At 70.7% G+C, this 20,485-nt stretch carries 19 protein-coding genes and 2 tRNA genes; 6 read left to right on the forward strand and 15 right to left on the reverse strand.

What is annotated here, in order from left to right:
* The first annotated feature begins 16 nt into the window (after nucleotides 1-16).
* Nucleotides 17-2,983: a tetratricopeptide repeat protein gene (locus LZG04_RS01335; RefSeq protein ID WP_233812588.1), complete on the forward strand. Its 2,967-nt coding sequence runs from the start codon at nucleotides 17-19 to the stop codon at nucleotides 2,981-2,983.
* A gap of 157 nt (nucleotides 2,984-3,140) precedes the next feature.
* Entirely contained in the window at nucleotides 3,141-3,308 is a 168-nt protein-coding gene (locus tag LZG04_RS01340; RefSeq protein ID WP_233812395.1) for a hypothetical protein, read from the forward strand.
* A 211-nt stretch (nucleotides 3,309-3,519) separates the two neighbouring features.
* On the opposite strand, the gene LZG04_RS01345 is transcribed toward LZG04_RS01340, so the two are convergent.
* Nucleotides 3,520-3,592: transfer RNA gene (locus LZG04_RS01345), tRNA-Lys, on the reverse strand.
* A gap of 235 nt (nucleotides 3,593-3,827) precedes the next feature.
* Between LZG04_RS01345 and LZG04_RS01350 the strand changes: the two genes are divergently transcribed.
* The gene (locus LZG04_RS01350; protein WP_233812396.1) at nucleotides 3,828-5,030 is read left to right on the forward strand and encodes an Ig-like domain-containing protein; all 1,203 of its coding nucleotides are present in this window, start codon (nucleotides 3,828-3,830) and stop codon (nucleotides 5,028-5,030) included.
* A 69-nt stretch (nucleotides 5,031-5,099) separates the two neighbouring features.
* Here the strand turns inward: LZG04_RS01350 and LZG04_RS01355 are convergent, their stop codons facing one another.
* The 5 genes from LZG04_RS01355 to orn form a co-directional block, all read right to left on the reverse strand.
* On the reverse strand, nucleotides 5,100-5,669 hold the full coding sequence (locus LZG04_RS01355) for a putative toxin-antitoxin system toxin component, PIN family (RefSeq protein WP_233812397.1): 570 nt from the start codon (nucleotides 5,667-5,669) through the stop codon (nucleotides 5,100-5,102).
* 9 nt (nucleotides 5,670-5,678) lie between these two features.
* Nucleotides 5,679-6,134 (reverse strand): helix-turn-helix domain-containing protein, encoded by a 456-nt coding sequence (locus LZG04_RS01360; protein ID WP_233812398.1) that lies wholly within the window; start codon nucleotides 6,132-6,134, stop codon nucleotides 5,679-5,681.
* A 62-nt stretch (nucleotides 6,135-6,196) separates the two neighbouring features.
* Nucleotides 6,197-7,828, reverse strand: a complete 1,632-nt coding sequence (locus LZG04_RS01365; protein WP_233812399.1) for an ABC-F family ATP-binding cassette domain-containing protein — start codon at nucleotides 7,826-7,828, stop codon at nucleotides 6,197-6,199.
* A 58-nt stretch (nucleotides 7,829-7,886) separates the two neighbouring features.
* A tRNA-His gene (locus tag LZG04_RS01370) sits at nucleotides 7,887-7,962 on the reverse strand.
* A gap of 62 nt (nucleotides 7,963-8,024) precedes the next feature.
* Nucleotides 8,025-8,636, reverse strand: a complete 612-nt coding sequence (orn, locus tag LZG04_RS01375) for an oligoribonuclease (protein WP_233812400.1) — start codon at nucleotides 8,634-8,636, stop codon at nucleotides 8,025-8,027.
* Between the two features lie 83 nt (nucleotides 8,637-8,719).
* On the opposite strand from orn, the gene LZG04_RS01380 reads away from it, so the two are divergent.
* Entirely contained in the window at nucleotides 8,720-10,243 is a 1,524-nt protein-coding gene (locus LZG04_RS01380) for a helicase HerA-like domain-containing protein (protein ID WP_233812401.1), read from the forward strand.
* Here the strand turns inward: LZG04_RS01380 and LZG04_RS01385 are convergent.
* A complete protein-coding gene (locus LZG04_RS01385; protein ID WP_233812402.1) occupies nucleotides 10,175-11,470 on the reverse strand; it encodes an MFS transporter in 1,296 nt (431 codons plus the stop codon). The two genes, LZG04_RS01380 and LZG04_RS01385, sit on opposite strands and share 69 nt — an antisense overlap.
* A gap of 71 nt (nucleotides 11,471-11,541) precedes the next feature.
* Here LZG04_RS01385 and LZG04_RS01390 point away from each other — a divergent pair, with 71 nt between their 5' ends.
* Nucleotides 11,542-12,516, forward strand: a complete 975-nt coding sequence (locus LZG04_RS01390; protein ID WP_233812403.1) for a GlxA family transcriptional regulator — start codon at nucleotides 11,542-11,544, stop codon at nucleotides 12,514-12,516.
* Here the strand turns inward: LZG04_RS01390 and LZG04_RS01395 are convergent.
* The 7 genes from LZG04_RS01395 to LZG04_RS01425 all read right to left on the reverse strand — a co-directional run bounded on the left by LZG04_RS01395 (nucleotide 12,505) and on the right by LZG04_RS01425 (nucleotide 18,595).
* Complete coding sequence (locus LZG04_RS01395) at nucleotides 12,505-13,926, reverse strand: PH domain-containing protein (protein WP_233812589.1); 1,422 nt, start codon at nucleotides 13,924-13,926, stop codon at nucleotides 12,505-12,507. The genes LZG04_RS01390 and LZG04_RS01395 overlap by 12 nt on opposite strands.
* A gap of 68 nt (nucleotides 13,927-13,994) precedes the next feature.
* Complete coding sequence (locus tag LZG04_RS01400) at nucleotides 13,995-14,486, reverse strand: PH domain-containing protein (protein WP_233812404.1); 492 nt, start codon at nucleotides 14,484-14,486, stop codon at nucleotides 13,995-13,997.
* Nucleotides 14,487-14,549: 63 nt separating this feature from the next.
* Entirely contained in the window at nucleotides 14,550-14,699 is a 150-nt protein-coding gene (locus tag LZG04_RS01405; RefSeq protein ID WP_233812405.1) for a hypothetical protein, read from the reverse strand.
* Between the two features lie 223 nt (nucleotides 14,700-14,922).
* Nucleotides 14,923-16,251 (reverse strand): helix-turn-helix transcriptional regulator, encoded by a 1,329-nt coding sequence (locus tag LZG04_RS01410; RefSeq protein WP_233812406.1) that lies wholly within the window; start codon nucleotides 16,249-16,251, stop codon nucleotides 14,923-14,925.
* Between the two features lie 25 nt (nucleotides 16,252-16,276).
* A complete protein-coding gene (locus LZG04_RS01415) occupies nucleotides 16,277-17,857 on the reverse strand; it encodes an AMP-binding protein (protein WP_233812407.1) in 1,581 nt (526 codons plus the stop codon).
* A complete protein-coding gene (locus LZG04_RS01420; RefSeq protein WP_233812408.1) occupies nucleotides 17,854-18,324 on the reverse strand; it encodes an SDR family oxidoreductase in 471 nt (156 codons plus the stop codon). The genes LZG04_RS01415 and LZG04_RS01420 overlap by 4 nt, the downstream gene beginning before the upstream one ends.
* 67 nt (nucleotides 18,325-18,391) lie before the next feature.
* Complete coding sequence (locus LZG04_RS01425) at nucleotides 18,392-18,595, reverse strand: hypothetical protein (protein WP_233812409.1); 204 nt, start codon at nucleotides 18,593-18,595, stop codon at nucleotides 18,392-18,394.
* A gap of 172 nt (nucleotides 18,596-18,767) precedes the next feature.
* On the opposite strand from LZG04_RS01425, the gene LZG04_RS01430 reads away from it, so the two are divergent.
* On the forward strand, nucleotides 18,768-19,949 hold the full coding sequence (locus tag LZG04_RS01430) for an NAD(P)/FAD-dependent oxidoreductase (protein ID WP_233812410.1): 1,182 nt from the start codon (nucleotides 18,768-18,770) through the stop codon (nucleotides 19,947-19,949).
* Nucleotides 19,950-19,953: 4 nt separating this feature from the next.
* Here the strand turns inward: LZG04_RS01430 and LZG04_RS01435 are convergent, their stop codons facing one another.
* Entirely contained in the window at nucleotides 19,954-20,424 is a 471-nt protein-coding gene (locus LZG04_RS01435) for a MarR family winged helix-turn-helix transcriptional regulator (RefSeq protein WP_233812411.1), read from the reverse strand.
* Between the last annotated feature and the right edge of the window lie 61 nt (nucleotides 20,425-20,485).

A 20,485-nucleotide genomic window follows, 5' to 3' on the forward strand; every position in this document is an offset into this window, starting at 1 on the left:
GGCGCTGGTGGAGTTCATGATCATCGGTAAGACGCGATTACACATCGACGGGAATGATTGCGACCTCGGGCCGGCCAAGCACCGTGGGGTCCTCACATTGCTGCTCTACCACTTCCCGCAACCAGTCCGAGTGGACACCATGGCACAGGTGCTGTGGCCGGGTAGTAGCGCCGAGCAGGTGAAACGCAACATCCAGCCGATCATCAGCAGATTGCGCTCCATTTTGACCAAATCGGGGACAGGGGCCTCCATCCCGAAGGAGGGCAATGCCTATCGGCTGCTGCTGCCGCGGGAAGACGTGATCGACTACCACCGATTCCGCAAATTGGCGGAGAAGGGGCGCGCAGCCGCGTCGCGCGGTGACCACCAGGCCGCCAAGGCACTACTGCGCGAAGCGCTCTCACTGTGGAACGGACGACCGCTCGAGGAGCTTGGTGGTCAGTGGGCCGACCATTGTCGTGACCAAATGGAGACGTTCGACCGGATGCCCGCGTTTTACGCCTTGCTGGACAGCCAACACCAGCTCGGCGAGCACTTGGAGGTGATGGCGGAAGCGGGCAGGCTCACCGCGACGCAGGACCCGGACGAGGCCTTCGCCGGGCTGTACATGCGTTCTTTGGACGCCTTGGGGCGCTACTCGGCGGCGCTCGAGTTCTACGCCGTGTTCTGCCAGCGCTTGTTCGAGCACGTCGGGGCCGAGCCGGGTCCCGAGTTGCGCGACCTCTACAAGAGCATCCTGCGCAAGCAGGAGAGCACCGCGGTGCCCGGTACGACCGCGCCGCATCAGCTGCCCCCGCCCGCCCGCAGCTTCACCGGCCGCGACGACCTGCTGGCCAAGCTCGACGCCCTGCTCGGTGACGGTGACCAGGGCCGGGTCGTCGCGCTGCACGGGATGCCCAGCGTGGGGAAGAGCCAGCTGGCGCTGAAGTGGGCCGCGCGGCACCGGGACCGGTTCCCGGACGGGAACCTGTACCTCGAACTGCGGGGCGCCGGACCGGGGACGCGGGTCACGCCCGACGACGTGCTGGCGTTCCTGCTGCGGTCACTGGGCTTCGAGCGAATTCCCGCCACCGGTGTCGAGCGGCAGCTCGAGCTCCGCCGGGCGTTGGGCAACCGCAGGATGCTGGTCCTGCTCGACGACGCTCACGAGAGCGCGCAGGTCAGGCCCGTCCTGGCGGCGACGCCGCAGTGCCTCACGATCATCACGAGCCGCACCCGGTTGATGGGCCTGAAGGTGCTCGACCACGTCGACCTGGTGGCCGTGCCCCCGCTGTCGACGGCTGAGTCGGTCACGTTGCTGCGCAACGAGATCGGCCGTGAGCGATCCGACGCCGACCCCGCGGCGTTGAGGGACCTGGCAGGTCTGGTGGACGGCCTGCCGTTGGGGCTGCGGATCATCGCGCAGCACGTCGCGAACCGGCCGGACACCCCTGTCGGAGACCTCGTCGACGAGTTCAGGGGACAGGACGGGCTCGGGATCCTCGGGTCGGTCCACGACAGCGACGACGAGAGCGCCACCCTGCCCGCGGCGTTCTCCTGGTCGTTCCGCGACCTGCCGGAGGACACGGCCCGGATGTTCCGGCTGCTGGCGCTGAACCCGACGGCCGAGTTCGGCGTCGACGCGGCCGTCGCGCTCTTTGGCGAACCGTACGAAACCGTCAACGCGCACCTCAGCACACTGGTGCGTAGCAACCTGCTGGACTACGGCGTGGCGCCGAGGCGATTCCGGCTGCACGACACGCTGTACGGCTACGCCTTGCACCTCGTACGCCGTGATGAACCCACGCAGGCGCGCAAGCAAGCCATGACGCGGTTGCTGGATTGGTACTTGGCGTCGTCCGCCGCCGCTGCCCAACTGCTGGACCCCCAGACCTCGCCGGTGCCACCGCTGCCCGGCATGTCGGCGAAACCAGTGCCGCTCGCGGACCAGGCGGACGCGTTGAGGTGGCTCACCAGGGAACGGGCGAACCTGGTCGCCGCGGTGCCGCAGGCGGTGCGCTCCGGATTTCACGAGCACGCGTGGAGGCTCTCGGCCAACTTCCACGAGGCCTACGACCGGTCCGGGCATTTCGAGGACGTCCTCGTCAGCCACCGGGCGGCGCTCAAGTCCTGCACCGCACTCGGCGACCTTGAAGCGTTGAGCGGCACGCACAGCAATGTCGGGATGATGCTCTACCGATTGCGCAAGTACGTCGAAGCCCGGGAGCACTTCGAAGCCGGAATGGAGATCGCGGAATCCGTCGGCGCGCACGAGATCAAGTTGATCTGCTCCCACAACCTCGCCGGGATTCGCTTGGCCATGGGGGAGGTGGGCGCTGCGATCGAGCTGTACCTGGAAACGCTGGACGCAGTGCGTCAATCGGGCTACCGCGACGGCGAGGCGTACGCCCTGAATGAACTGGCGAACGCGTACCGCAAAGCGGAGCGGGACGACCTGGCGCTGGACCACTACTACCAGGCCCTGGCCATCCGGCGTTCGATAGGGCACATCCGGGGCGCGGCGACCACGCTCACCGACGTCGGACGACTGCACTTCGAGCGGGGCGAGCACGAGGAGGCCCTGCGCACGCTGCACGAGGCGCTCACCCTCCACCCGATCGGCGGGGATCGCACCCGCACCGCTGACGCACTCGTGGCGCTCACCGAGGTGGAGTACGACTTCGGCCGGTTCGGTGACGCCATCGGCCACGCCGAAGAGGCGGTTTCCACGTGCCGGGTGATAGGGGCGCGCGGCGGGGAGGGTCGAGCGCTGCACGTGTGGGGCCACGCCTTGGTTGCCCTCGGGCGGCTCGACCAAGCCGAAGAACGGTGGCGGCAAGCGGTGGACGTGCTGCGCGGCGTCCAGGAGGTAGAGGCGGACATCGTCTCGGAACACCTGGCTGATGTGAAGAATCTTCGTAATGCCATTCCCGAGCCCCGCTCGTCGGCAACCCCCTACTTCACCGCCACCCCGAGCAGGGAGATCACTGAGCGTCAGAACTGAACGAAAGAAGTGTCCCTCGACCCGGTGAAAGTTGGACCGGACAACAAAAACAGTTATCCATCAGCAGGTGTTTCTCCATCCACGGTCGGGTGGGTGACACCTGGAAGTGGTGTGCCCCGGTGTGAGCGCCCCACCGGGGCGATGATCTACTACGCGCGTGACGATCCTGTACCGCTCAATGCGGGTCATTGCCCACTCAATGCTTGGTTTGCTCGCAGTCGTCGCAATCACGCTCGTCGTCCCGGCCGGGACCGCGACCGCGGCAGGTGTCGACGATCTGGGGTCGGCGGCTTGCGTGACGCAATGGCCCGGTCGCATCGGGTGACGACCGTCGTTCTGGAGACCGAGGGAGAGTTCTGATGAAGCCCGACTTACGCCCCAGCGCGCGAAGAGCCCGCAGTACCCGTTCTCGGACGTCTGAGGCACCGACCTGATGAAGTGGGTGGGAACGCCGGTTCCCACCCACTCGGCCTGACGCGCGTCGGGCGGAAAGACAACAAGAGGGCCACCGGAATGGTGACCCTCTCGCTGTGTTGTGCGCCGCCAGGGACTCGAACCCCGAACCCGCTGATTAAGAGTCAGCTGCTCTGCCAGTTGAGCTAGCGGCGCTCGGACCTTCTTGCTCTGTCCGACGCGAAGAACATTAGCACAGCGTCTCTCTCAGTTCCCAATCGCCTGGTCAGGGCAGGTGTGCCGCCCTGGTGCAGGGGGAACTTCGCCTTGGTAACGATCCAGCATCTCGGGCAACATCGTCAACCCTTCAGGCGTCCCCTTGTCAGGGGACGCCGACAGACTCCGGTGGCGGGCTGTCAAGGCGTCCTGGGGACGAAGCGGAGGACCGGGGATGTACCGCAAGCGGGGGGCGCGCAGAGCGCTGGGGATCGTCGCGATCGGGTTGGTCGCGACGTTGATCACAAGTTGTTCGTCCGACTCGGCCTCGCCCGAGGCCGCCGCCGACGAGACCTCCACCACCTCGTCGACGCAGCCGCCGAAGCCCGTCTCGCTGAGCACCGGCCCGGCGGACGCGGCGGTGGACGTGGCGCCCGGTGCGCCGGTCGTGGCCACGGCCACGGACGGCAAGATCACGTCGGTCGCGTTGACCAACCCCGAGGGCAAGGCCGTGGCCGGGCAGTTGAGCCCGGACGGTCTGCAGTGGACCAACACCGAGCCGCTGGGCTACCAGAAGACGTACACGCTGGCCGTGACGGGCCAGGGCGCGGACGGCAAGCCGGTCACCAAGACCTCGACCTTCACCACCGTCCAGCCGCGCACGCAGACCCTCCTGGCGGAGGTGTTCCCGTTCGACGGCATGACGGTCGGCATCGGCCAGCCGGTGCACTTCAAGTTCGACGAACCGGTCACCGACAAGGCCGCCGCCGAGGCCATGATCTCGATCACCACCGAGCCGAAGGTCGACGGCGCGTTCTACTGGTTCGACGACCAGAAGGTGCACTGGCGCCCGAAGGTCTACTGGACCTCCGGCACCAAGGTCTCCATCAACGCCAAGATCTACGGCAAGCACCTCGGCAACGGCGTGTACGGCCAGGAGGACCACGTGTCGTCGTTCTCCGTCGGTGACGCGGTCGTCCACGAGGCCGACGGCCAGACCCACCAGGTCGTGACGAAGATCAACGGCCAGGTCGCGCGCACCATGCCCACCTCGATGGGCGACGCGCAGAACACCACCCCCGCGGGCACGTACGTGACCATGGAGAAGCACGACCACATGGTGATGGACTCGCGCACCTACGGCTTGTCGCTGGACGCGGGCGGCTACGTCACGCCGGTCGACTGGGCCGTGCGGATGTCCAACTCCGGCATCTTCTTCCACGGCGCGCCGTGGTCGGTGGGCGACCAGGGCAGGCGCAACGTCAGCCACGGCTGCCTCAACCTCTCGCCCGAGAACGCCAAGTGGGTCTACGACATCTCCAAGCCCGGCGACATCGTGGTCGTCACCAACTCGGGCGGCCCGGCGCTGGAGCCCTGGGACGGCTACGGCGACTGGCAGATCCCGTGGGAAGAGTGGGTCAAGGGCGGCAAGAAGTAGGGCTCTACAGGTCCGTGACGCGACCCGCCGCCACCACCAGGCGGCGGGTCGTGCGCACCTTGTCCGACCTCACTTCAGCCGGCGGCGGACTCGAGTGGCGAAGCGGGGCGTGCCAGTCGGGTGACTCAGCCGATCGAGCAACTCGTCGACCGTGAGACGGGATTTCGTCAGATCGTCCACCTGGTTGCGCACCACCCGGACCAGGTCGTCCGGAAACGCCGCGAACTGCTCGCACAAGAACTGATCCGCTGTCGTCACGCGCAGGCCGCGACGGCCCAGCGCTGCCTTGGGGAACCCCTTGGTGTCACGGGTCAAGAGCAGGTCCGCGTTGCCCGCGAGGGCTGCGGCCGAGTGCACCCGGTCGTCTGGGTCGCTCCCCGGCATCTCGGCGATGAGGTGCGCGTAGGTTGACCGCGGCACCTCGTCGTCCGGGAACACCTGCCGGATCGCGGCGCACAGCCCTGTGACGGCTCGTCTGCTCTTCTGCCCCGACCTGGAGACCACGTCGACCAGTTCGGACAGCAGGTCCTCAGTCCAGAGCACGCGGAACAAGTCTTCTTCGGCGCAATGGAGGAGCAGGTCGCAGACGTAGAACGGGAACAAGGTGTTGGTGTCGGCGAAAACGCGGGTGACGGCCACCGAGGTCGGTCAATCCTGTCGTTCGTAGAGTCCTGCGTCCGCGATCTCGTTCATCGCCGCCGACAGTCGAGCGCGCCGGTTGACCTTGCGGTCCAGGTAGTGCTCCAAGGCGGCGACCGAGATGCGGCGGTGACGGCTCCCGGGCAGGGTGCGTGCGGGGATCGTGCCGTCATCGAGCAGCTTGACCAGCAACGGGCGGGAGATTCCCAGGTACTTCGCGGCCTGGTTCGGGGTGAGCTCCTCATCCGAGTCGGGCGACACCACCCGCACTCGCCGCCCCGCAGCCTGCTGGTGCACCGCGTGCAGCAGGAGCTGCACCAGAGCATGCGGGACTTCGACTTCCTCACCATCGACAACGAGGACAGTGCGGGGCGAACGTGCGCCTGCCATCGCGTGCTCGAGTCGCGAGGACGCCTGGCGAGTCACTTCGTCAGGGTGCTCGAGTTCGATCAGTGGTTCGATCACAGACATCACCACCCCCTCCCGATGCTCAAGACTAGCGCTATCTGCAGTATCTGCAACTGGAGTCAGAGGTCCGTGACGCGACCCGCCGCCACCACCAGGCGGCGGGTCGTGCGCACCGCGTCCAGCATTCGCCGGTCGTGGGTGACCAGCAGCAACGTGCCGGTGTAGGCGTCGAGCGCGGACTCCAGCTGTTCGATCGCGGGCAGGTCCAGGTGGTTGGTCGGCTCGTCCAGCACGAGCAGGTTCACGCCGCGCGCCTGCAACAGCGCCAACGCGGCACGCGTGCGTTCACCGGGGGACAGCGACGCGGCGGTCCGCAGCACGTGCGCCGCCTTCAGCCCGAACTTCGCCAGCAACGTGCGCACGTCGGCGGGCACGAGGTCCGGCACGGCGGCGCCGAACGCGTCCAGCAGCGGCTCGTCGCCCAGGAACAGGCCGCGGGCCTGGTCGATCTCACCCACCACCACCGCCGAGCCCAGGGACGACGACCCGGACGTCAGCGGCACGCGGCCGAGCAGGGCGGACAGCAACGTCGACTTGCCCGATCCGTTGGCCCCGGTGATGGCGATCCGGTCCGCCCAGTCCACCTGGAGGTCGACGGGCCCCAGCGTGAACGACCCCCGCGTCACCACCGCCGCCCGCAGCACCGCCACCACCGCGCCGGACCGGGGCGCGGCGGCGATCTCCATCCGCAGCTCCCACTCCTTGCGCGGCTCCTCGACCACGTCCAGCCGTTCGATCAGCCGCTCGGTCTGCCGCGCCTTCGACGCCTGCTTCTCGGTCGCCTCGCTGCGGAACTTGCGCCCGATCTTGTCGTTGTCGGTCGCCTTGCGGCGGGCGTTCTTCACGCCCTTCTCCATCCACGCCCGCTGCGCCCGAGCGCGCTCCTCCAGCGACGCGCGCGTGGACGCGTACTCCTCGAACTCCTCACGCGCGTGCCTGCGGGCGATCTCCCGCTCCTCCAGGTACGACTCGTAGCCGCCGCCGTAGGACCGCACCTGCTGCTGCGCGAGGTCCAGCTCCACCACCCGCGTCACCGTGCGGGCCAGGAACTCGCGGTCGTGCGACACCACCACGACACCCGCGCGCAGCCCCGTCACGAACCGCTCCAGCCGCGCCAAACCGTCCAGGTCGAGGTCGTTGGTCGGCTCGTCGAGCAGGAACACGTCGTACCTGCTCAGCAGCAGCGACGCCATGCTCGCGCGGGCCGCCTGGCCGCCCGACAGCGCGGTCGTCGGCAGGTCGAGCGACACGTCCAGCCCCAGGTCGGCGACCACCTCCAGCGACCGTTCCTCCAGGTCCGCGCCACCGAGCGCGAGCCACCGCTCCAACGCGTCGGAGTAGCCGTCGTCACCCGTCCCGGCGGTCAACGCCTCGGTCGCGCGGTCCAGCTCGACCTGTGCCGCGGCCACGCCCGTGCGACGGGCCAGGAACTCGCGCACCGTCTCGCCGGGCCGCCGGTCCGGTTCCTGCGGCAGGTGGCCGACGGTCGCGGTGGTGGGTGAGAGGCGGATCACACCCTGTTCGGCGGGCAGCAGGCCCGCGAGGGTGCGCAGCAACGTCGACTTGCCGGCGCCGTTGGCCCCGACCAGCCCGACCACGTCACCGGGCGCGACGACCAGGTCCAACCCGGAGAACAGCACGCGGTCGCCGTGCCCGGCGGCCAGGTCTTTCGCGACGAGTGTGGCGCTCACGACAACTCCAGGGCAAAAGAAGACGCCCCTCGACTCGGGCGTCGAGGGGCGTTCCGCTTGGGGTGAGTGACGGGACTTGAACCCGCGACACCTGGGATCACAACCCAGTGCTCTGCCAGCTGAGCTACACCCACCAAGACCGGTTGACCCGGCGCGTGAAGCATACAGTGCCGCACCGCCGGGTCTGAAATCGACCCTATTTCTCCCCGTCGGCGGCCAGCAGCTCGGCGGCCACGGCCTGCGCCTGCTCCGACGTCGGCCCGGGCTGCGGCACGAACGCCGTGCGCCGGTAGTACGCCAGCTCGCGGATCGACTCCTTGATGTCGGCCAGCGCGCGGTGGGCCAGGCCCTTGCCCGGCTGCGCGTAGTAGATGCGCGGGTACCAGCGCCGGCACAGCTCCTTGATCGACGACACGTCGACCATGCGGTAGTGCAGGTGGGCGTCGAGCTCGGGCATGTCGCGGGCGATGAACCCGCGGTCGGTGGCGATCGAGTTGCCCGCCAGGGGAGCGGTGCGCGGGTCGGGCACCCACTCCTTGATGTAGGCCAGCACCTGGGCCTCGGCGTCGGCCAGCGTCACGGTGGACCGCCGCACCTCCTCGGTGAGCCCCGACTTGGCGTGCATCTGCATGACGACGTCCGGCATCGAGTCCAGCGCGGTGTCGTCGGCGTGGATCACCACGTCGACCCCCTCGCCGAGCACGTTCAGCTCCGCGTCGGTCACCAGCGCCGCGATCTCGATCAAGGCGTCCTTGCCCAGGTCGAGGCCAGTCATCTCGCAGTCGATCCACACCAAGCGATCCATCACCCGCGCGAGCCTAGTCGCCCGGTCGGACCGGTCCCGCGTCACTTCGGGTGGCGAGCCCTTCCAATCTCATTACGCTCAGGGCGATGACGGCCCAGAGCGACATCGCCGCCGGTTACGCCTCCGCGGGTCCGGCGCTCGAACTCGGCGCGGTGCTGGTCGACGGCACGGTGGAGCCGACCGCGCACGTCCGGCTCCCGCTGGCCACGATGAACCGGCACGGCCTGGTCGCCGGCGCGACCGGCACCGGCAAGACGAAGACGTTGCAGCTGATGGCGGAGCAGCTGTCGGCCGCGGGCGTGCCGGTGGTGATGGCGGACGTGAAGGGTGACCTGTCCGGTTTGTCACGGCCCGGCGAGGGCGGCGAGCGGATCACCGCGCGGGCCTCCGACACGGGTGACGACTGGCAGCCGCAGGCGTGCCCGGTGCAGTTCCTGTCCCTGGGCACGGGCGGCACGGCGGTGCCGGTGCGGGCGACCGTGACCAGCTTCGGGCCGATCCTGCTGTCGAAGGTGCTCGGCCTCAACGACACCCAGGAGTCCACGCTCGGGCTGATCTTCCACTGGGCCGACTCGCGCGGCCTGCCGCTGCTGGACATCAAGGACCTGCGGTCGGTGATCGGGCACCTCACGTCCGACGAGGGCAAGGCGGACCTGAAGGGCCTGGGCGGGGTGTCGTCGGCGACGGCGGGGGTGATCCTGCGGTCGTTGGTGAACCTGGAGGCGCAGGGCGGCGACACGTTCTTCGGCGAGCCGGAGCTGGATCCGCGCGACCTGATGCGGGTGGTCGACGGCCGCGGCGTGGTGTCGTTGCTGGAGCTGGCGGAGTTGCAGTCCAGGCCGGCGTTGTTCTCCACGTTCCTGATGTGGTTGCTGGCGGAGCTGTTCGAGGTGCTGCCCGAGGAAGGCGACCTGGACCAGCCGAAGCTGGTGTTCTTCTTCGACGAGGCGCACCTGCTGTTCGCCGACGCGTCCAAGGCGTTCCTGGAGCGGATCACGCAGACGGTGAAGCTGATCCGGTCCAAGGGCGTCGGCGTGTTCTTCTGCACGCAGTTGCCGACCGACGTGCCGAACGCGGTGCTGTCGCAGTTGGGCGCACGGGTGCAGCACGCGTTGCGGGCGTTCACGCCGGAAGACCAAGCGGCGTTGGCGAAGGCGGTCAAGACGTACCCGACGACACCGCACTACGAGCTGGACCGGGCGTTGACGTCGTTGGGCACCGGCGAGGCGGTGGTGACCGTGCTGAGCGAGAAGGGCGCGCCGACGCCGGTCGCCTGGACGAGGTTGCGCGCGCCGCGGTCCTTGATGGACACGATCGGGGCGGACGCGATCAAGCAGGCCGCCGCGTCCTCCGAGCTGCACGCCAAGTACGCCGAGACGGTGGACCGCGAGTCGGCCTACGAGAAGCTGACGGCCAAGGTGGCGCCCCCTCCGCGACAGGAGGAGGCGCCACCACCGGAGCCCGAACGCCGGGCCGAGCGCGAGGAGCCGGGCGTGGTGGCGCAGGTGCTCGGCAACTCGGCGGTGAAGTCGTTCCTGCGGTCAGCCGCGAGCGCCCTCGGCCGTGAGATCACCCGTGGGCTGTTCGGCACCTCCCGCAAGCGCCGGTGAACGCTTGATCCGCAGGGACAGCACCGCCGCGACGATGCTGAGCAGACCGGCGGCGTACCAGGTCGAGGCGTAGTTGCCGAAGTGGTCGCGGGCGATGCCGGCGGCCGTGGCGGCGATCGCCGCGCCGATCTGGTGCGAGGCGAAGACCCAGCCGAACACGACCGGGGCGGACACGCCGAACACCTGGCGGCACAGGGCGACCGTCGGCGGCACCGTGGCGACCCAGTCCAGCCCGTAGAAGATGATGAACACGAGCATCGACGGGTGCACCGAGTCGTGGAAGAGCTGCGGCAGGAACAGCAGCGACACGCCGCGCAGCGCGTAGTACACGGCGAGCAGGACGCGGGAGTCGACGCGGTCGGTCAGCCAGCCCGACAGCACCGTGCCGACGATGTCGAAGATCCCCACCAGGGCCAGCAGTCCCGCGGCGGTGGTGGTGGGCATCCCGTGGTCGTGCGCGGCGGGGATGAAGTGGGTGCCGACCAGGCCGTTCGTGGTCGCGCCGCAGATCGCGAAGCCCGCCGCCAGGAACCAGAACGGCCCGGTGCGCGCGGCGGCGGCCAACGCGGTGACGGCACGGCGGGCCGCTCCGCCGGTGGATGGCGGCACGGGCACGACCTCGTCACCGCCGTACGGTGGAACGCCGAGGTCGGCCGGGTGCTCGCGGAGGAACAGCAGCACCAGCGGCACCACCGCCAGGGCCGCGACGGACACCACCAGGCACGCCGTGCGCCACCCCGACGACTCCGACACCGCCGCCACCACGGGCAGGAACACCAACTGGCCCGTGGCGCTGCCGGCGGAGAGGATGCCGGTGACCAGGCCGCGGTGCTTGACGAACCACCGGCCGGTGATCGTCGCGACGAACGCCAGCGCCATCGAGCCGGTGCCCAGGCCGATCAGCACACCCCAGAACAGCACCAACTGCCAGGCCGCGGTCATGAACACGGTCAACCCGCTGCCCACCGCGACCAGCGTCAACGCCGAGGCCACCACCCTGCGCACGCCGAGCCGCTCCATCAGGGCGGCGGCGAACGGCGCGGTCAGGCCGAACAACATCAGGTTCACCGACACGGCGAAGCCGATCGTGCCGGTGGACCAGCCGAACTCGCGTTGCAGCGGTTCGACCAACGCCCCCGGGGTGGCCCGGAACGCCGCCGCGCCGACCAGCGCGGTGAACCCGACGCCCGCGACCACCCATGCCCAGTTCTGCCTGCTGCGAATCACGTCAGCAAGCGTCAACGAGCCGGCGCGCTCAGAAAAGTGGCTCGAAGGCCATCATGTGCAAAAATCCGGCCATGGACAGTCGTCACCTGGTCGCCGTGCTCGCGCTGGACGAGGTGGTGACGTTCGACCTCGGCACACCGACCCAGGTCTTCAGCGCCGCCCGTGACGGGCACGACCGGCGCTTTTACCAGGTGCGGGTCTGCACGCCGGGCGCACGGCCGGTGCGCAGCTCCGCCGGGTTCACCATCACCCCCGACCACGGCCTGGAGCTGCTGGCCGAAGCCGACACGGTCATCGCGGTGGGGGTGAGCTACGGCGCTCGGGTGCTCGAGGACGGCACGCTCGACGAGCCGGTGCGCGACGCGCTGGTCGCCGCCGCGGCCAGGGGCGCGCGGGTCATGTCGATCTGCACGGGCGCGTTCGTGCTGGCCGCGGCCGGTCTGCTGGACGGGCGCAAGGCCACCACGCACTGGGCGCACGCGGACAACTTCCGCCGCCTGTTCCCGGCCGTCGACCTCGACCCGGACGTGCTGTTCGTGGACGAGGGCGACGTGCTGACCTCGGCGGGCGTCGCCGCGGGCGTGGACCTGTGCCTGCACCTGGTGCGGCACGACCACGGCAGCGCGGTGGCGAACATGGCCGCGCGCCGCTGCGTGGTGCCGGCGTGGCGGCCGGGCGGCCAGTCGCAGTTCATCGTGCGCCTGATCCCCGACCAGGCCGACACGTCCACCGCACCGGCCCGCGCGTGGGCCTTGGAGCACCTGTCCGAGCCGCTGGACCTGCGGGCGCTGGCCGCGCACGCCCGGATGAGCGTGCGCACGTTCACCCGCCGGTTCCGCGAGGAGACCGGGGTCAGCCCCGCCAAGTGGATCACGCAGCAGCGCGTCGAACGGGCGCGGCACCTGCTGGAGACCACCGACCTGGCCGTCGACCAGGTGGCCCGGCACGCGGGCTTCGGCACCGGTGCGGCGCTGCGGCAGCAGATGAGCGCGACGCTCGGCGTGGCGCCCAGCGTCTACCGCACCACGTTCCGCTCAGTCGGCTAGCTCCAGGAACGGCCGCAGCAGGTCCGGCACCGCCTCGTCGGCCAGCGCCAGGCCGTCGGCCTCGGCGACGTCGACCACGTGGTACGCGCCGTCGCCCGCCGCGGTGGTGGCGGTGATCGTGACCAGGCCCGCCCGGCGCTGGAAGAACGAGCGGGAGACGCGCCAGCCGATGATGCCGGTGCGTTGCAGCGCGACCGTCTCCCGGATCGCCGAGCCCGCGCGGGCGATCAGGTGGCGCTCGGTCAACGCGTGGCCCAACGAGCGGTAGCGGTCCCACCCCAGCAGCGCGGCGAACGGCACCAGCGCCAGCACCACCTGCCACGTCCAGTCCGGCGCGAACCACGCCAGGACGGCCGCGAGCACGAGCGGCGGCACGACGGCGCGCACCATCCGGCGGCGCAGCGCGGCCACCGGGTGCCGGCGCAACGGCGTGAGCGTCGGCGACCGGTCCTGCCGCAGCACCTCCGCCGACACGCGGTGCGCCTCGGTGACCGGCGCGGGCGGCAGCAACAGGTTGCTCTCGCCCTTGCGCCCCAGCCCGGTCGTCACGGTCTTGGCGTGCGCGCCCCGACCGGCCCGCAGCAGCAACGGCTCCACCAGCTCCACGCCGCGAAGTCGTTGCTCGGCAACGGAAACCGAGCGCGTGGTGAGCAGGCCGCGGCGCACCCGGACCGTGTCGTCCGGCTCGCGCGTGAGCCGATAACCGTGGAACTGCACCACGTACACCAGCGCGGAGCCGAGCGTGGCCACCAGCAGCACGACACCGGCGAACACCGCGACGGTCAACCCGAGCGGCTGCCGGGCGACCCAGTGCGCGGCCTCCGTCATCGGGTCGAGCACCTCGATGTCCAGTTCCCGCGCGAAGTTCGCCACGAACCCGAACAACGCGCCCGCGGCCACCAACCCCGACAACGTCAACGGCGCGTAGCGCAACCATCGGTTGTCCCACTTGGACAGCTCCGTGCCCGTCCGCTCCTGGGCGGCCACCGCGGTCGTCGCGGCCTTGGCGGTGGTGAGCAGCAGCACGCGCAGCCGTTCCGCCTCGGCCGACGACACCGCGTCCAGCGTCAGGCCGTCCTCGCCGGGCTGGTCGCGCTGCCCGGTGCCGACCCGGATCGCGGACAGCCCGAACAGCCGGTGCCCGAGCTTCGCGGTCAGGTCGACGGTCCGGATCCGGTCCCGCGGCACGGCCAGGCGCTTGCGCACCAGCAGACCGGTGTGCAGCTCGACCTGCTCGGCGGTGATCCGGTACCGCGTGGTGATCCAGCGCAGCAGGCCGAACAGCACGATCGCGGCGATCACGCCCGCGCTGACCAGGATCCGCCACGTCTCGCCCTTGCCCAGCACGAGCAGGCCGACGAACAGCGGCACCAGGCCCAGCAGCTCGTTCAACGGCCGCACGACCAGCATGCGCACGTCCAGCCGGTGCCAGTCCACGACCGGCTCGGCGTACTCCGGCGCGGCGGGCAGCTCCGTGGTCACGTGGCATCACCCGGCGTGGCCTGGGTGGTGGTGGTCAGCTCGTCGGCCAACCGCACCGCGTCACCGTGCTCCAGGCCCTCGATGAGCACGGGACCGGCGGCCGAGGCGGTGGTCACGGTGACCGTGGAGAGGCCGAGCAGCTGTTGCAGCGGCCCGCGCTTGGTGTCCACGGTCTGGATGCGCGAGACCGGCGCGATCCGCCACTCCTGGTTCAGCCAACCGGCCAGCGTGTAGACCGCGTCGGGGGTGGCCTCCCAGCGGTGCACCCGGTACCGCCAGCGCGGCATGACCAGGGTGTGCGCGGTGCCGAGCACGAGGGTCGCGACCGCGGCGGCGACCTGCCACGGTGACGCGGCGAAGACCAGCGCGACCAGTTGCGGCACGAGCAGCACGGCCCAGCCGATCAGCGCGTGCAGGGTCCACAGGGTGATCGACTTGCGGCTCACCTGGTGCCGCGGCGCGCGCAGGCGCAACACTTCGTTGCTCACGCCGTCCACTGTGCCTCAAGGCCGAGCCCGCGTGCGCGCGAACCCGGCCTCGACGTCCACCGGTTACGGCTGCGGTGCGTACGGCGCCTGGAAGACCCTGGCCGTGGCGCTCTCGCCCAGGACGGCCACAGCGGCGGGCACACCGACGACGACCGAGAGACCGGCGCAGATGGCGAGCGCAGCCATGATCTTGTGCAGGGAGTGCACAACCATCGTCGAACTCCGTTCGATCGTAGCGGCTTTGTCGGCAGGGGGGAGCCGGACCAGATCCGCGGGTGACGCCCGGAAGCGTCCAAGCGGAGCATGGCACACGGGGGTCGCCACGGTCATCACCCACTTCTGCCTCTGCCCGCTGGGCAATACCCCCGGAGCGGTCGCCCCCGTTGTCGCGAACATCCCACCATTACCGGTAACGAGCCGGAAACCCGGAGGTGACTCACTCCCGTGAAGGTCGGGCGAGGGTCTCCTCGTCGAGGTCCACCCACCACACCGCGGCGCCCGCCCGGTCGCGCACGTCGATGGTCCGGTAGATGCGCTGGAGGTGGTTCTGCACGGTCTTCGGCGACAACGACAGCTCGGCGGCGATGTCCGCGGTGCTCTCACCTGCGGCGACCCGTCGCAGCACCTCGATGCCGCGCTTGGTGAGCCCGGCTCGCAACGCCCGCGCGATGCGCCGGTTGTCCTGCTCGGCGGTGGCCGAGCTGCGCAGCGGGTCCGGCCGCGCCGCCCGGTGGTCGCGGCGCAGCCCGAACGCCCGCTCGGCCAACTGGTCCACCAGCCGCGCGGACGGGTCGTGCTCGCGCATCCGCAGCAGGTCGCGCCCTTCCTGCAACTCCCACAGCCGGTACTGCTCCAATTGAGACCGGGCGTGTCGCAACGCCGGGCCCAGCTCGCCGGCCCGCTCGTACGCCACGCTCAGCGCGCCGTGCGCCCGCACGGCCACCTCCCGGGCCAGCACGCCCATCGCCAGTTCCGCCGCCCGGCCCAGCAGCCGCACCTGCTCGTCGTGACGCCCGCGCAGGCCCTCGACCCGGGCCCGTGCCATCAGCAGCTCGGCCCGCAGCACGGGCCGGTCCTGCCCGGTCAGCAACAGGTCGGCCCGACGGCACGAGCGCAACGCCCGCTCCACGTCGCCCAGGTCCAGCCGCACGTGCGTGAGCAGCAGGTTCAGCCGGGCCATCCGCACCGGCTGGTCGAGGTGCTTCCAGCGGTCGCGCACCTGCGCGCACAGCGCCTCCGCGCGGCGCAGCTTGCGCGTGCACGGCTCGCCGTCCGGGCTGCACCGGCTCGCCGCCGAACGCACCATGCAGTGCTCGTGGTACTGCGTGCGCAGCACGGTGGCCTGCTCGAACAGGATCGAGCCGATCAGCTCGACGTCCTTGGTCAGCTCGGCCAGGCCCAGGGCGCGGGCCAACGAGTGCAGCGACCGTTCCCGCGAGTCCAGCCGCAGCTCCACCACCGCCCGCGAGAAGCAGCACCACGCCTGCAAGCCGACGTGCCGGTTGGCCTGCGCGATCGCCTGCACCCGGTCGATGGTGTCCAGCGCACCCGGCAGCAGCCCGCGCTTGCCGAGCGCCACCGACTGCGCCAGCACGCTGTGCGCCACGCCCTCGGCGTCGTCCAGCCAGGAGAACGCGGCCACGGCCTTCTCGGCGGACTCCAGCGCGTCACCGGGGCGTCCCTCGTCCAGCGCCATCCGCGCCTCGCGCAGGTTGGACACCGCGGCCTCGCGCGGGTCGGCCGCCCGCTGGACCGGAATCGTCATCGTCTGCCCCCGCGGGAGAGGGTACTCACCCCAACTCGCGCTTGAGCACCTTCCCGGTGGCGTTGCGGGGCAGGGAGTCGAGGAAGACCACCTCCCTGGGCACCGAGAACTTGGCCAGGTTGCCGCGCACGTGCTCGCGCACCGCCTCCTCGTCCAGCGCGCCCGGCTCCTCGCACACGACGTAGGCGGCGAGCCGTTGGCCGAACTTCTCGTCCGGCACGCCGACCACGGCCACCTCGCGCACCCCGGCCAGGCCCGCCAGCAGGTCCTCGACCTCGCGCGGGTAGACGTTCTCGCCGCCGGAGACGATCATCTCGTCGTCCCGGCCGGCCACGAACAGCAGGCCCTCGTCGTTGCGGTAGCCGACGTCGCCGGTCGACATCAGGCCGTCGCGGACCTCCTTGTTGGCGCCGTTGGTGTAGCCGTCGAACAGCATCTCGTTGGCCACGAAGATCCGTCCGGTGGCGCCGGCGGGCACCCGGTTGCCGTCGTCGTCCAGGATCTCCAGCCGGGTGCCGTGCGGCGGCCGGCCGGCGGTGTCCGGGTGCCGGGCCAGCTCGTCGGGCCGGGCGATGCTCACCCACGACACCTCGGTGGAGCCGTAGAGGTTGTAGAGCAGCGGGCCGAAGTCCTCCAGGCACCGCCGCGCCACCGGGGGCGGCAACGCCGAGCCGCTGGAGGCGATCACGCGCAGCTTCGGCAGGTGCGGGCGGCCGGTCAGCTCCAGGATGCGTTGCAGCATCACGGGAACCACGAACAACGCGCCGCTGCCGTGCGTGCGCGCGTCGGCGACGGTGAGCGCCGGGTCGAACTTGCGGCGCAGCACGAACGTCGCGCCCAGCACGAGCCCGATCTGGAACGCGGCCAGGCCCCACGTGTGGAACAGCGGCGCGGGCACGGAGAACCGGTCGCCCGCCCTGAGCGGGATGCGCGACAGCAGCGCGGCGGCGGGCGTGAGGCTCGCCGGCTCCGGCCGCTTGGCGCCCTTGGGAGCGCCCGTGGTGCCCGAGGTCAGCACGATCATCCGGCCGCGCGGCGGGCGCTTGGGCAGCGGCGTGGCGGGTGAGCCCGCGATCAGCTCCTCCAGCGTCTTGCTCTTGGTGGCGCCGTCGACCCACGCGATCACCCGGCGCACCTTGCGCGGCGCGTTGGCCAGCAGGTCGCGGAACTCGGCGTCGGCGACGACCACGGACACGTCCTGCTCGCGCAGCACCACGGCGATCTGGCCCGCGCTCAGCCCCGTGTTGAGCAGCACGGCGTGCGCGCCCAGCTTCACGCACGCGGTCACGGTCTCCACGAATCCGCGGTGGTTGCGGCACAGCACGGCGACCTTCGAGCCCGCGCGCACGCCCAGGTCGTGCAGGCCGTGCGCGAGCCGGGTGGTGCGCTGCTCCACCTCGGCGTAGGTGAGCGCGCCCGCGTCGTCGATGATCGCCGGCCGGTCGGGGTGGCGTGCCGCGCCGGTGGCGAAGCCGAACGCCACCGTGATGTCCCACCTGAGGTAGGCGTCCACGACGCCGAGCAGCCGACCCGGGCCCATCGGCCGCACCACACCGGCGCGCACCAGCGTCGCCAGGGCGCGCAGCGCTCCCACGACCCGGTTCACCGCGTCGCCCGCAGGACCGGGCGGGTGACGCCCGCGACGGAGGCCGGCGGCGACGTGCGCGGAGCGCTTTGCTCGGGCATCGCCCGGTACGCCAGGTGCACCAGCGACCGCACCGCCTTCGGCGCGGACTTGCGGACCAGCACCCCCGACGGGAGGTCGACCTCCTCGGGACGGCGTTCCAGCGCCTGCGCCGCGCGTTCGGGCGTGGCCGCCGGGAACGCGTCGTCCGCGGACGCGGTGAAGTCGTGGAGGGCGGCCAGGTGCACGACGTGGACGACGCGGTCGGCGTCGATAGGTGAGCCGAGGTCGCCCAGCATCGGCGTCAGCTTGCCGTGCGGCTCCAGCTTGTTCGCCGAGTGCGACCTGACCAGCGCGAACACCCGTTCGCAGTCCGGTCGCCGCAGCAGCTCGGCGACCAGGCGCCTGCCGATGAAACCCGTCGCGCCGGTGACGAAGTAGGTACTCACGTCCCCGATACTGACACTACCTACCCGTGAGTAGGAAGAGTGCCGGGTGAAATCGGAACGCTTGTGATCAGTTTTCGGGCGCGCCGGAGGCGTTCACCACCGCATCGCGCAAAGCCGCGCGCAGGCGACCCACCTCCAACGGCGTCAGCACGGCCGCCTCACCCGGCGGCACGGTCACCACCACGTGACCCTGGCTGACGAAAACGGTCATGTCACGTCGACGTGACGCGATGTCGCGGCAGGAGATCTGCCACTCCTTGCCTGTGCTCACGGCCCCCAACCTCCAGCTGTCTCGACACGGGGTGCTCGGACCAATCCGGGCGCTCGTGGGGATGAGACGCACGTGGGTTGGTGCCATGACGGGACGTTCCGCCGGGCGACCGCGCCGAGCTGTCGCTAGCGTCGCATGAGCTGTGCTCACAGTCACCTGAAGGGGTGAGAAAATGGCTGAACCGCAACGGATCGTGATAATTGGATCGGGCCTGGCCGGGGCCGCGGCGGCGGGCGCGTTGCGTGAGCGGGGTTACGCCGGCGACCTCGTCGTCCTCGGCCGTGAAGAGCACCGGCCCTACGAGCTGCCCGCCTTGTCCAAGCAGCTCCTGCTCGGCGACGTGGACGAGCCGGACCGCGTGCACGAGCCCGACTTCTACGACGACCACCGCATCGAGCTGCGGCTCGGTGTCGAGGTCGTCCGCCTCGACGTGGGTGGGCACGCGGTCGAGGACTCCACCGGCGTGACGCACTCCTACGATCGGCTGATCCTGGCGACGGGCTCGACACCGCGTCGACTGCCGGTGCCGGGCGGAGAGCTCCCAGGTCTGCGGACGTTGCGCACGGTGGAGGACGCCCTGGCGTTGCGGCGCGAGCTGACCGACGGTGCCGTGGTCGTGATCGTGGGCGCGGGATGGATCGGCTGCGAGGTCGCCGCCGCGGCCCGGCGGCACGGCGCGTCGGTGACCGTCGTGGACCTGGTCGACCTGCCGTTGCGCCGCGTGCTCGGGCCGCGGATGGGGGAGGTGTTCCGCGACCTGCACGCCGCGCACGGCGTCAGGTGGCGGCTCGGCGTCGGCGTGGACGGCTTCACCGAGCACGGCGTCCGGCTCGCCGACGGCACCTCGCTGACCGGTGACGTCGTCGTGGTCGCGGTGGGCGCCGCGCCGAACACCGGGTTGGCGCGCGACGCCGGGTTGGGCCTGGCCGAGGGCGGGGTGGCGGTGGACGCCGCGCTGCGCACCTCCGCGCCGGACGTCTTCGCCGTCGGCGACATCGCCGCGCACGACCACCCGCGCCTGGGGCGGCGCGTCCGGGTCGAGCACTGGGCGAACGCCAAGGGGCAGGGCGAGCACGTGGCGGGGCCGGTCCTGGGGTCCGACGAGCCGTACGAGGCGTCGCCGTACTTCTTCACCGACCAGTACGACCTGGGCATGGAGTACCGCGGCCTGGCCGACGCCGAGCGCGACGAGCTGGTGGTGCGCGGTGACGTCGACGCCCGCGAGTTCACCGCGTTCTGGTTGCGGGAAGGGCGGGTCCAGGCGGCGATGAACGTCAACCAGTGGGACGACGGCGAGGCGTTGCAGTTGCTGGTCGACGCGCGTGCTGAGGTGACGCCGGAGCAGTTGCGCTAGGGCGTCACAGGCACGAGCCGCTGTCGGGCCCGTGGCCCGAGGCGATCAGGCGCGACAGGAGCGCGCGCAGCGTCCGCGCTTCCTCGGGCGAGAGTTCTGCGGTGAACTCCCGCTCCACCTGGTCGTGCAGCGCCTCGACCTCGCGCTGGACGGCCCGGCCCTGCTCGGTGATCACGGGCACGCGCACGCGCCGGTCGTTGGGGTCCGGCTTGCGCATGATCAGGCCCGCGCGTTCGAGCCGGTCCAGCTCGGCGGTCAAAGTGGTCTTGTCCAGGCCCAGCGCGTGGCCCAGCGCGAGCTGGGTGCGTTGGAAGTCCTCGCTGACCAGCGCGGTCAGCACGATCTGGCCCCGCGTGGTGATGCCGTGCCGCGCCGCCGCTTCCTGCGCGACCGCGCCCAGCTTCTGCGCCGCGCGGTGCAGCAGCCAGTTCAGGCCCGCGCGGCTGGTGCAGCCGAGGTCGGGGGCGAGGTCCATGTCGGCGAGCATACCCGCAGCGTGAGATATTCTCAGCTAAGAACGTCTTGACTCGGAACTA

The organism is Saccharothrix sp. S26, from assembly GCF_021390395.1.
In the GTDB taxonomy this organism is placed as follows: domain Bacteria; phylum Actinomycetota; class Actinomycetes; order Mycobacteriales; family Pseudonocardiaceae; genus Actinosynnema.